Below are 12,663 nucleotides of genomic sequence, written 5' to 3' on the forward strand. Positions count from 1 at the left end.
TTTATGTTTTTTTGTACCCTTATTTAATTACAATGTTAACAATTCTATCAACAACAGCAATCTCTTTAATAATTTCTTTATCCTTAATATAGCTAATAATATTCTCATGTTTCTTAGCTAATTCTAATAATTTATCTTTAATAGTTCCTTTTTCTACTTCAATAGTAGCTCTTAATTTACCATTAATTTGTAAAGCAATAACAACTGTATTTGACACTAATTTACTTGGATCAAATACTGGTCAAACTTGTTTTGTGATTGAAGGAGCATGTCCTAGTTTTTCTCATAACTCTTCTCCAATGAATGGAGCATAGATACTTAACATTTTTACAAACCCTTCAATGTATGGACGATAAACTGGTCCTTCATGTTTATAAACTGCATTAACAAAAATCATTAATTGTGATATTGCTGTATTAAATTTCAATGCTTCAATCATTTCGCTTACATTTTTAACTACATCATTATAAACAAAGTCTAGTTTAGCATCATTGACATCAGTTAATTCAATTGATACAACCATTCTATAAGCTCTATGAATTCATTTTAAAGCTGAATCTAATCCATCTTCGCTTCAAGGTAAAGATGCATCTAATGGTCCCATAAACATTTCATATAATCTCAAACTATCTGCACCATGTGTTGAAACTATATCATCAGGGTTAATTACATTTCCTCATGACTTAGACATTTTTCTACCATCTGGTCCTAAAATCATTCCTTGATTAAATAATTGCTTAAATGGTTCTTTGACTGAAGTAATTCCTAAATCAAATAATACATAGTTTCAAAACCTTGCATATAGTAAATGACCAACAGCATGTTCTTGTCCACCAACATATAAATCAACTGGCATTCATTTTTCAAAACGTTTTTTAGCTTCTTCACTATCAATATTAATAAATTCATTTTCTCCATCAGCTAAAATGTAAGCTAAATAGTATCAACTTGAACCTGCTGATTGAGGCATTGTGTTTGTTTCTCTTCTGTATTTAACTCCATTGATTTCAACATTAACTCATTTTTCTACATTGGCTAATGGAGATTCTCCAGTACCGCTTGGTTTAATGTTTGTTATTCTTGGAAGTTTTACTGGTAGATCTTCAATTAAAGTAATTTCTTGATTTGGCCCATATAAGACTGGGAATGGCTCACCATAAAACCTTTGACGAGAGAACAATCAATCTCTTAATTTATAGTTTGTTTGTTCTCTTCCTCAACCTTGTTCAACAGCAATTTTTGTCATTGCTTGAATAGCTTGTTTTTTATTCATTCCGTTTAGAATATCTGAATTGATGATGTTTCCTTCTCCAACAAAAGCTTTTTCATTAGTTTTACTTTCAATTACAAATTTTTTATCTAAATTAAATTTAGTTGCAAAGTCTCAATCTCTTTTATCATGGGCAGGCACAGCCATAACAGCACCAGTACCATAATTAGCTAAGACATAATCACTAACCCAAACTTGAACTAACTCACCCGTATGTGGGTTAGTTGCATAGCTTCCTGTGAATACTCCAGTTTTTGGTTTTGACTCATCTTTACGATCAATTTCTGATTTGTTTTTTGCTAATTCAATATAAGCCTGTACATCATTTAAATGTTCAGTTATTGTGATGTTTAATACTTGTTCATGTTCTGGAGCTAAAACAATATAACTAACTCCATAGATAGTATCAATTCTAGTTGTAAAGACTGGAACTTTAATATTATTAACTAAAAAGTCTAATTCAACTCCAGTTGATTTACCAATTCAGTTTCTTTGTAAGTCCTTGATTGAACTATTTCATTCTAATTCCTCTAATCCCTCTAATAAACGATCAGCATATTCTGTAATCTTTAAAACTCATTGACGCATCTTACGTTTAGTCACTGGGTGCTCTCCACGTTCACTAACCATCAATCCATCTTTTTCAATGATTTCATCATTAGCTAATACTGTTCCTAATTCTTGACATCAGTTAACTTCAACGTCACGGTTTTCTGCTAAACCCTTTTTATATAGTTGATTAAATATTCATTGTGTTATTTTGTAATAGTTAGGATTAGCTGTTGATATTTCTTTATCAAAATCATAACTAAATCCCATCATTTTTAATTGGCGTTTAAATGTTTTAATATTTTCTAAAGTGAAATCGATTGGATCATTACCTGTTTTTAATGCATATTGTTCTGCTGGTAGTCCAAATGCATCTCAACCCATTGGGTGTAAAACATCATATCCATTCATTCTTTTATAACGAGAGAAAACATCAGTTGCAGTATATCCCTTAACATGACCAACATGAATACCAGCTCCACTTGGGTATGGGAACATATCTAATACATAAGATTTTTTATCAGATGTATTAGTTGTTTTATTTGTATTATTTTCTTCTCAATATTTTTTTCATTTTTTCTCAATCGCTTTATGTGAAAATTCCATTTTAAACTCCTTGTAAATATAAACTATTATTAATTTTACTATTTTTAAAAAATAAAAAAAGTAATAATCAAATGATTATTACTTGTGATATCTAATGGTCGGAATAATTGGACTTGAACCAACGACCTCTCCGTTATCAGCGGAGTGCTCTAACCAGCTGAGCTATATTCCGAAAACAAAAATATTGTATTATTTTTACAATATTAAGTCAATAGAAAAATGAATAAAAAATAAAAAAGACAGCATAAGCCATCTTTTGAATATATATTGCTGAAAATATATGTTTAACGTTTTGAGTATTGAGGTGCTCTACGTGCTCCACGAAGACCGTATTTTTTACGTTCTTTAATACGTGCATCACGTGTTAGTAACCCAACAGCTCTTAACCCTTTACGGTAATCTTCACTAGCTACTAATAATGCTCTAGCAATCCCTAAACGAGTTGCTCCAGCTTGACCAGTAAACCCTCCACCTTTAACTGTAACAGTGATATCAAAATCTTTTTCTGTTCCAGTTGCTACAAGTGGTTGTTCTAAGTCTTGAACTAATGTTGGATATGGGAAGAATTCTAATGCAGGAACACCATTAACAATGATGTTTCCTTTTCCAGGAGTTAAGATAACTTGAGCTACAGAAGTTTTTCTTCTTCCAGTTCCTCTATAAATAACTTTTTCTGCCATTATTTGTTATCTCCTTTTTTTACGAATGTTAAAACTTCTGGTTTTTGAGCTGCGTAAGGGTGGTTTTCACCAACAAATACGTGTAATGCTCTAAATTGATTTCTTCCTTGTACATTTTTTGGTAACATCAAACGAATTGAACGTTCTAAAATTTTAGTTGCGTCTAATTCTCTTTGAACTGCTACAGTTCTTCTTCTTAGTCCACCTGGGTGCATTGAGTGGTGGTAGTATGTTTTATCTGATTCTTTTTTACCAGTAAATAATACTTGCTCAGCGTTAATGATGATAACGTGATCACCATTGTTCATGTGAGGTGTGAAGTCAACTTTATGTTTACCTCTTAAGATTCTAGCTACTTCTGTAGATAATCTCCCCACATTTTGTCCTGCTGCATCAACGATATATCAATTCTTTTTGATATCTTTTGCAGCAATTAATGTTGTTTGTTTCATGTGCTTTTTCTCCTCTTATTTGACTTGTCCGGGGTCTTATAAATGTAGTAAGCAAAATTATTATAATACATTTGCTTTAAAATTTAAATTCCTAAATGAAATTTTTTATATATAAAGGTAAAATTTTTTCAATTTCATTAACTAAAGTAAACTTATTTTCTAATAAGTTAAATGTTTCAATATAATCTAACGATTCATTGTCTTGTTTAATTATAAAGCTTTTATAAGTGTTTTTAATCTCTTCTAATTCTTCTAAATTAACTACTGTTTCTTTTATCAAAGCATTTTGCTTTTCATATACACCAATATAATATTTATTACCTCTGGCATCAAGAATAGAAATAGCTTTATCATTTGATGCTTGAAATGCTAAAGAATTTATTAAATATACCTTTATTTGATTATTTAATGTTTTTAATGTCTTAACTATTGTTAAACCAACTCTTACTCCAGTATAACTTCCTGGGCCATTAGTTAAATAAAATTCTTTAATGTCTTTAATTTTTAAGTTATTTTTGCTTAATAACATAGTGATAGTAGATAAGGCTATATCACTAACTTTTTTAGTATCGTGCATTATTAAACTATCAATTACTTTTTCTTGATCTTTCAAAATTAAAATTAATTTTCAATTACATGTATCTATAAATAATTTCATGTTAATAATTTCTTTCTATTTTAATTTCTCTAGTGTTTGCATCAATTACTGATATTTCAATTTTGATATTCTTAAATTGCTCAAAGTCATAATTTAAATTTTTTCATCATTCAATGATATTAATGTTATTATCAAACTCTTCTAAAAACATTTCAATATCAGAATTTTTATCTAGTCTATAAGCATCCATATGATTAATTATTTTATTTTCATTATTTTCATACTGATTTAGTATATTAAAGGTTGGTGATGTAACGTTTTGATCAACACCTAATGATTTAATTATTTGCTTAGTAAAAGTAGTTTTACCAGCACCAAGATCACCTGTTAGTAGTAAATAAATTTCAGTATTAACTAATTTTATTTCATTAGCAATTTTAATGGCTAGTTCTTTTGTTTCAATAATACTTTTGATAATCATTAAAATCACCTCTTTCATTATTTGATTATATAAAAAAATACCTATTAAAGGTATTTATAATCATTCTTTAAATTTTTTAATGTATAGTTTTTTTACTAACTGAGCAAGAAGTATATAACATCCAACAAATCCCAATGCTACAAATATGAATGATCAATGTGGTGTTGCCATTTGAACCAACTGGTTAACTGGTGTAAATGGTATTAATATAGCTGCTAAACAAATTATTATAGTTGCTATTAACATTGATAATGAACATTTTGATTGAATGAATGGTGTTTTTTCAGTTCTATAAACTTGCATAACTGCAGTTTGAGTCATTAATCCAACAACAAATCATGATGCATGAAATTGCATTGCGTCTGTGCTTCCTTTAGGAACACTTCCTTGGAATGGGACTAAATTGTACACAAATATTAAAACTAAGAATGTTGATATATCAAATATAGAACTAATAGGACCATTTATAACAGCAAATCATATTATATTTTTTGTTGTGAACGGTCTTGGTTTTTGCAAGAACTCTTCATCTACATTATCAAATACTAATGCAAACATAACAAAGTCGTATAAAAGGTTTTGTAATAATAAATGTAATGCTAACATAGGTTCTTCTTTTGTTAAGAATAATGCAACAATAACAGATATAACATTACCAAAGTTTGAAGCAACAGTTACTTTAATATATTTAAGCATATTAGCTAAACTTTTACGTCCTTCAACAACAGCATTTTCAATTGCCATTAAAGACTCACCTGTTAAAATCATGTCAGCTGCGTCTTGAGCAATATTTGATGCTTCACTAAATGAAATTGCTACATCAGATTCTCTAAGAACTGGTGCATCATTAATTCCATCTCCCATGAAACCAACAGCATGTCCTTGTGCTTGTAAAGCAGCAATAATTGTTGACTTATGAATTGGAGATAATTTAACAAAAACGTTAGCTTCAACTACTGCTTTATTTAATTGCCTTTCATCCATTGCTTCAATTTCCGCACCTGAAAATAATTTTGTGATTTCAAAATCTACATTTTTACAAATTGCTCTTGTGATTATTTCATTATCACCAGTAAGCACTTTTGTTGATATGCCTTTAGATGCTAAATTTTTAATTAACTTTTTAGAAGTCTTTTTAGGTCTATCAAAGAAAGTACCAAATCCATAGAAAATTAGTTCTTCTTCAACATCTTCATCTTGTAAAATATTGTGTGCTATACCAATTACACGATAACCCTCTAAATTTAATTCATGCGTTTTATTTAATATAATCTTCTTTTGTTTTGCATCTAGTTTTTCAATTTTTCCATTGATAGAAATTCTATTACATACTTTTAAAACTTCTTCAACTGCACCTTTTGTAAAAATTTCTTTATCTTTTTTGCTTGTTAATATAACTGATAAAATTTTTCTTTCAAAATCAAATGGAATTTCTCATTCCTTTGTGTAATCTTCCACATCTGGTTTCTTAATTTTTGATGATAAAACAGCACTATCAATTGGATTTTGAAATCCTGATTGAAAATAACTATTTAAGTATAAAACATTTTCTAAGAATTCTGATTTTTCACCGTTAACCCCAGTTACTTTATTTAAACTAATTTCTCCACTTGTAATAGTTCCTGTTTTATCAGTACATAATATATCAATTGCTCCAATGTTTTGTACTGAGTTTAAATTTTTAACAATTATTTCGCCATTTTTTTCAATTTGTTTATAACCTCTTGTTAAGTTTGAAGTTACAATGATTGGCAACATTTCTGGTGTTATACCTACAGCAATTGCTATCGTAAACATTGCGCCTTTTACTAAATCTCCTTGTTGTAAACCAGAGATTAATAAAACAGCAGGTATTACAGCAATCATAAATGCAATTAAATATAATGTAATTCTTTTAATTCCTTTTTCAAAAGAAGAACTCTTTCTTTTTTCTTTAACTTTATTATCAATTAAAGAAAAATAAGTCTTTTGTCCAGTTGCAACAACAATTGCCAAACCACTTCCTGACATAACTTCAGTTCCCATGTAACCTATATTTTGATAGCTTAAATGTGATTCAAATTCTATATCATTAGAATCTTTTTTTTGTACGGGGAAACTTTCACCTGTTAAAGATGACTGGTTAACGTATAAATTATTTGATCATAGAATCCTTACATCTGCAGGAATAATATCTCCATTCACTAAATAAATAATGTCTCCTGGCACTAATTCATCATTTTCAATAGATTCAGCTTCTTTAATCATTCTAATTGAATTAGCATTATCTATTGATTTGTAATTATATGCAATATTTCTAATAACTTTAGATGTCTTCTTATTTTCTGTTATCATTTTTTTAATAACTAAATGAGATCTAACTTCTTGAATGAATGCCATTGTTCCACTAGCTAGTATCATAATTAGCACAATAACAGCAGCCACTAATGAAAAAGTATTAGGCTCATCAATATATTCATAAAAGTTAAATGCGTCAATCACCATTAATATAATGTTAAATGGTGAAAAAAATGACTTAACAAAAACTAAAAATATATTAAATCTTGCTGGTTTTAATTCTTTTCCACCAAATTTTTCTCTATTTATTTCAACTTGTTCGTCGTTTAAACCAAAACTATTTACTTCAAATTGTTTTAGTAATTTATTATTATCAGAGTCTACATAATTGATTAATTCAATTTTTGTATTATTGTTTAATTTCTTTAGTCTTTTCATAAATTTTCCTTTTCTATGAATGCCTAAATACTAAAATTTTAACGATTAAAAATTAGTGATTTAAAAGCACTCTCAATAAAATTTAATCCATTAAATAAACTCTGGGATGGAATACTCATAAAATCACCTCTTTCATTTCTTATAAGATTATAGCATAAAAACTAAAATGCTTAAAAATGTTTAATTTTTCTATTCGCATATTAAAAACTATTCAAAGAAAATCATTTTCTATTTGAATAGTTAAATTATTATTTGTTACTTAAGATTTTCAAAAGCTCAGTAATATGCTCCTCAAATACCTGCATCATTACCTAGTTTTGCAATTTCAATTTCCATATCTTCATAAAAAGACTTTAAAGTATACTTTTTAAGATTATCAAAAATTATTTTGGTGATTTTTTCACCAAGATTTGAGGGCCCACCACCAATAATTATTTTGTCAACATCTAAAACTGTTTGTAAATATCCAACAGCTTTTGATAAAGGAAGTAAGCATTCTTTAAAAATATTCATAATAACTGGATCATCATTATTAAATAGTTCAACAATATCAATTATTTTTATTGTTTTAAATTCTTTTCCAAATTTTGATTCAATGTAGTTTTTGTTGTCTGTTTTATTTAATTCACGTTCTATACCAGTTGCACTACTTCTAGCCTCTAAACAACCATAAACACCACATGAACAAAGCAATTCTTCATCAGCAAAACAACCACCATGTCCGCCTTCACTAGCATAACCTTTTTTGGTTCCTTCTCATAATTGTTTATTCAAAATTAAACCATGCCCTACTCCAGTACCCAAAGTAAAAAGCATCATTGACTCAGGAATACCTTTTTGTCCTTTTTTTCATTCACCATATGTTGCTGCATTAGCATCATTTAAAATAAAAATTTTATCAAAACTAAATATTTTTTTAGCTTCATTTAAAAGTGGATAATTTCATCAGTTTAAATTGCCTGCAAAAACAATAGTTTCATTTTTCTTATCATACGCGCCAGGCACTGAAAAAGAAATTGCTTCAATGTTGATTCAGTTATAATTATTTTCTTTAAAATAAATATCTATCATTTTTTTTAGATTTTCAATTATTTCAAATTTTGGTGTTTCAATAAAAAATTTACACTTAATTTCAAAATTATCTATTAAAGCACATTTAGCTGAATTTCCACCCAAATCAATATTTAATATCATTTTATTTCTCCTATACTTTTTTATAATATATGTCTTGTGCTTAAATATATTTTTCTGTATGTATAAATACCATACATAAAGGCAAAAATATTTAATGTTAAGAGCTCAAGCACTATTAGAATAAACATTATCTTCATTGAACTTTCGTTTGAGTAGCTACCATATATATCAATTTTAGATATAGCATATCAGCAATAAACTATACTTATTACTGTTTGAATAAATACTACACAAGCCAATATTCATCAAAAGGGAAAAGGTTTAGCGACGCCAATATAAATACAACTAATTATAAAAAGTAGAGTGGAAACAATAAAAACCGCAATGCTTGAGTTAAGAGAAAATTTTGCTTTTTCACGGTCATTGTATCTCATAGTTTTTATTTCCTTTCAACAGCTACTACTTGGTAAGGTTTTAAAGAATTAAAATCAAATTCATTATAATTGTTTAAAATTATTTTCCAATTGTTACAATCTAACTTTAATTTTATCAATTTATTTTCAGTTGTTCAGTTTGTTAATATAATTATTTCCTTATCTTTAAATGTTCTAGAATATGCATAATCTTGATTTTCAAAAAAGTTTATTTTTCCTTCATTAAAAACTTCATTATTTAATCTTAAACTTATAATTTTTTTATAAAAACTTAAAATTGATTTTTTATCGTTTAATTGTTGCTGAACATTAATTTTTTTATAGTTTTGATTAACAAATAAACTAATATTTTGCTTTTCTGAAAAACCTGCATTTAATTCGTCACTTCATTGCATTACACTTCTTGCATTATCTCTTGATTTTATTCTTAAAATATCTAAAACTTCTTTTTTCGATTTTGTTTTTAACAAATCATTAGCATTGCCGATTGATTCAACATCTTTGAATTCACTAATCTTATTAAATTTTAAATTTGTCATTCCTATTTCTTCACCTTGATAAATGAATGGAACTCCACGCATTAAAGATGTGAAAGCAAAAATAGAAGTTGCACTTTCATATCAGTATTTATCAGTGTTTCCAAATCTAGAAACAGCTCTAGGTTGATCATGATTATTCATAAATAATGCTAAAGTTGAGTTTTGAGATTGATAATATTCTTGTCATTCCTTTTGCAATTTTCAAAATAAACTTAAATCAGGTTTTACATTTGTTCATTTATCATTATTTTCATAATCAACTTTTAAATGTAAAAAAGTAAAAACTGAATCAAGTTCATTATTTTCTAACTTTGCATACTTTGCTGATTTTTCTTTTGTTGTTGATGACACTTCACCTACAGTAAATATTTGCTTGTCTTTGCCAAAAACTCTATTGTTCATTAAATTAAAATATTCTTCAACTTTACTTCCATCTGTGTAAAATCTTCTTCCATCTCCTATTTGATCGTTTTCAAATAAACTAGGTTTGCTATAAAGATTACACACATCAAGTCTAAAACCACTTATACCTTTATTTTTTCAAAAATTTAATATACTAATGAGTTCTTCTCTAACTTCTGGATTTTCCCAATTTAAATCTGGCTGTTCTTTTGTAAATAAATGTAAATAATATTTATTTAAACTAGGAACATACTCTCAACTTAGACCTCCCATTTTGCTTTTTCAATTTGTTGGTTCTTTTCCATCGATAGGATCTTTAAAAATATAATAATTCATATATTTTTGATCTCCAGCTAATGCTTTTTGAAACCACTCATGTTTATTAGATGTATGATTAAATACTATATCTAATATAATTGTTAAGTTTCTTTTTTTTGCTTCTAATATAAGCAATTCTACATCTTCGATACTACCAAAATTTTCGTTAATTTTGCAATAATCAGAAACATCATACCCACTATCTTTAAATGGTGATTTTGTAAAAGGAGATATTCATATTCTAGTTATACCTAAATTTTTTAAATAATCTAACTTGTTTATTATACCTTTGATATTTCCTTTACCTTTTTTCTGCCCATCAGAAAAAGTTAAAGGAAATATCTGATAAATTACTTCATTTCTCATTTTTTCCCTTTTTCTATTTAATTTTATTTTATGCTAAAACGTAATTATTTTTAATAGCATATTCAATTGATTGAATGATTGCCTTAAATTTTTCTTGATTATCAGCAGTTACAAAATCAGGCAGTTTAAATTGTGGTCAATCATAAACATTTTCTGGTAATGTAACTCCCAAGTTATGAAAGTAGGTTCTTTGCTCTTCAACTCATTTTGAGCTAAAGTAAAATTCTTTTGTAGAAACACTGTAAGCAATAATCATACCTATACCCGCTATTATAAATGCAACAGTAACTCCTAATAAAATATATCTATATGTTTTTATTTTCTTACTACAAGAACCTTCCTCTTTTTTATTTCCTAATATTGCAAATATCAAAATAGCAATTGAGGGAATAACTACTAAGAAACAAAAACCTATTGCAGCCATTGGGTTTGTTTTTTGAAGTATCCCAGGTAAATCTGTTTTCGCTAGTAAATTCATATTTTAACTTCCTTTCTTATTTCTAAATGTTGAATATTTTTTATTTCAATAATTCTGCTGCTTTTACTTCAATATTAAATTTTTCAAAATATTTAACTTTTGAAAATAACATTGTTAATCCAATAGCTGTTCCTGCTGTTATCAACATAGAAATCATAAATCATGTATAACCTGTACCAATTCAAGTATTTACACCTTCAATTTTTGATTCAACTTGAACATTCAATATTCCTAATCAAGCACCGTTACCTGAGTTTTCAGCACTCACACCAGAAATAACAGCCAATTCTAATCCTATTCCAGTAGCTATTGACGCTGCTACAAAAGGATACATGTGTTTTAAGTTAACACCATACATTGCAGGTTCAGTAACCCCTAAATAAGCTGAAACAACTGATGGAATTCCCACATCCTTTGCTCTAGGATCTTTTTTGTTAACTAAAATTCATCCAATAACTGCACTTCCTTGTGCAATTGCTTGAGCACATGTACCAATAAATAAGAAGTTTCCTCCGTTTTGAATTGTATCTTGCACAAAAACTGCATTAAATAAGTGATGCACACCTGTCAATACAATTGGTGCATAAACAATACCAATTATAAATCCAAAGAAATATTTAGCAACATTGTTTGTAAATGCTCATGAAATTGCAAAACTTATAACAGATGCAACTATAAATCCAGCAGGACCTATAATAAACATTGCTAACACAAAAGTAGGTAATATTGTAACTAAAGGTACAATTATTTGACTAATAACTGCTGGTGATGTTCTTTTAATTCATTTATTAATATAAGCACCTGTAATACCAATTGCAAATGCTGGAATAACTTGCGCTGTATATTGAATTTTTCAAGGATACTTCATAAATCCTCAATTAAATGCACCATCATCCATACCTGCCATAATTTGTCATATTCATTTAAAGCCACCATCTTGTGAAGCTTCTCCAGAAACTTCATAAACATTCATTAATGGTGGAACTAACAAGCATAGTCCAACAACAATCCCTAAAACTTGATCAGCTTCCATTTTTCTAAATATGCTTCAACATAAGTGAACAGGTAATCATCAGAAACAAACTTGTGCTGGAACTCATAAAAAATCATCTAGCCCCTGTCAAAATTGGTTTTGTTGAACAATAACAAAACCATTAAAGTCTGCTTCTAAAATATTTCTAAATCCTAAAATAATTCCACCTGCTACTAAAACTGGAATAATTGGTATAAATACTTCTCCTAAAAAGTTAAGAGATTTTAGAAATCATCCACCATTATTTTCATTTGCAATTGCTTTTGCTTTTTCTTTCGTTACAGCTTGAACACCTGAAACGCTTACAAACTCTTTAAAGTATTTATCGACTTCTGTTCCTATAATAATTTGATATTGACCAGAAGACTTAAAAGTCCCTTTAACGCTGGGCATTGTTTCAACTTTTTGTTTATTAATTAAATTTTCATCTTTAATAACAAGTCTTAGTCTTGTTAAACAGTGCGTAGCTGAAATTATATTTTCAGAACCACCTAAGTATAAAACAAGTTCATTTGATCATGTTTTTAAATCAATTTTTACTTGCGGTATTTTTTCTTTTTTACCCATAATATTTGCCTTTCTATTGGAAACATTTCCAACATTAATAT

At 27.9% G+C, this 12,663-nt stretch carries 10 protein-coding genes and 1 tRNA gene; all 11 read right to left on the reverse strand.

The window, feature by feature from the left end; genetic code table 4:
- Window positions 1-19 precede the first annotated feature (19 nt).
- Complete coding sequence (leuS, locus tag MTABA_RS02760) at window positions 20-2,425, reverse strand: leucine--tRNA ligase (protein WP_100679654.1); 2,406 nt, start codon at window positions 2,423-2,425, stop codon at window positions 20-22.
- 95 nt (window positions 2,426-2,520) lie between these two features.
- A tRNA-Ile gene (locus tag MTABA_RS02765) sits at window positions 2,521-2,597 on the reverse strand.
- Window positions 2,598-2,709: 112 nt separating this feature from the next.
- The gene (gene rpsI, locus MTABA_RS02770) at window positions 2,710-3,105 is read right to left on the reverse strand and encodes a 30S ribosomal protein S9 (protein WP_011183390.1); all 396 of its coding nucleotides are present in this window, start codon (window positions 3,103-3,105) and stop codon (window positions 2,710-2,712) included.
- Window positions 3,105-3,557 carry a 50S ribosomal protein L13 gene (rplM, locus tag MTABA_RS02775; protein ID WP_023025963.1) on the reverse strand — a complete coding sequence of 151 codons (453 nt, stop codon included), beginning with the start codon at window positions 3,555-3,557 and terminating at the stop codon, window positions 3,105-3,107. Before rplM ends, rpsI begins: the two co-directional genes overlap by 1 nt.
- 91 nt (window positions 3,558-3,648) lie before the next feature.
- The gene (gene tsaB, locus MTABA_RS02780; protein ID WP_100679655.1) at window positions 3,649-4,215 is read right to left on the reverse strand and encodes a tRNA (adenosine(37)-N6)-threonylcarbamoyltransferase complex dimerization subunit type 1 TsaB; all 567 of its coding nucleotides are present in this window, start codon (window positions 4,213-4,215) and stop codon (window positions 3,649-3,651) included.
- Window position 4,216: 1 nt separating this feature from the next.
- Window positions 4,217-4,636 (reverse strand): tRNA (adenosine(37)-N6)-threonylcarbamoyltransferase complex ATPase subunit type 1 TsaE, encoded by a 420-nt coding sequence (gene tsaE / locus MTABA_RS02785; RefSeq protein WP_100679656.1) that lies wholly within the window; start codon window positions 4,634-4,636, stop codon window positions 4,217-4,219.
- Window positions 4,637-4,690: 54 nt separating this feature from the next.
- Entirely contained in the window at window positions 4,691-7,351 is a 2,661-nt protein-coding gene (gene mgtA / locus MTABA_RS02790) for a magnesium-translocating P-type ATPase (protein ID WP_100679657.1), read from the reverse strand.
- A 255-nt stretch (window positions 7,352-7,606) separates the two neighbouring features.
- Window positions 7,607-8,545 (reverse strand): ROK family protein, encoded by a 939-nt coding sequence (locus MTABA_RS02795; RefSeq protein WP_100679658.1) that lies wholly within the window; start codon window positions 8,543-8,545, stop codon window positions 7,607-7,609.
- Between the two features lie 379 nt (window positions 8,546-8,924).
- Window positions 8,925-10,544: an alpha,alpha-phosphotrehalase gene (locus MTABA_RS02805; protein WP_100679660.1), complete on the reverse strand. Its 1,620-nt coding sequence runs from the start codon at window positions 10,542-10,544 to the stop codon at window positions 8,925-8,927.
- Window positions 10,545-10,572: 28 nt separating this feature from the next.
- Window positions 10,573-11,022, reverse strand: coding sequence for a hypothetical protein (locus tag MTABA_RS02810; RefSeq protein WP_100679661.1), 450 nt, complete (start codon window positions 11,020-11,022; stop codon window positions 10,573-10,575).
- 40 nt (window positions 11,023-11,062) lie between these two features.
- On the reverse strand, window positions 11,063-12,622 hold the full coding sequence (locus MTABA_RS02815) for a PTS transporter subunit EIIC (protein WP_100679662.1): 1,560 nt from the start codon (window positions 12,620-12,622) through the stop codon (window positions 11,063-11,065).
- Window positions 12,623-12,663: the final 41 nt, after the last annotated feature.

This window comes from Mesoplasma tabanidae, from assembly GCF_002804025.1.
Lineage (GTDB): Bacteria > Bacillota_I > Bacilli_A > Mycoplasmatales > Mycoplasmataceae > Mesoplasma > Mesoplasma tabanidae.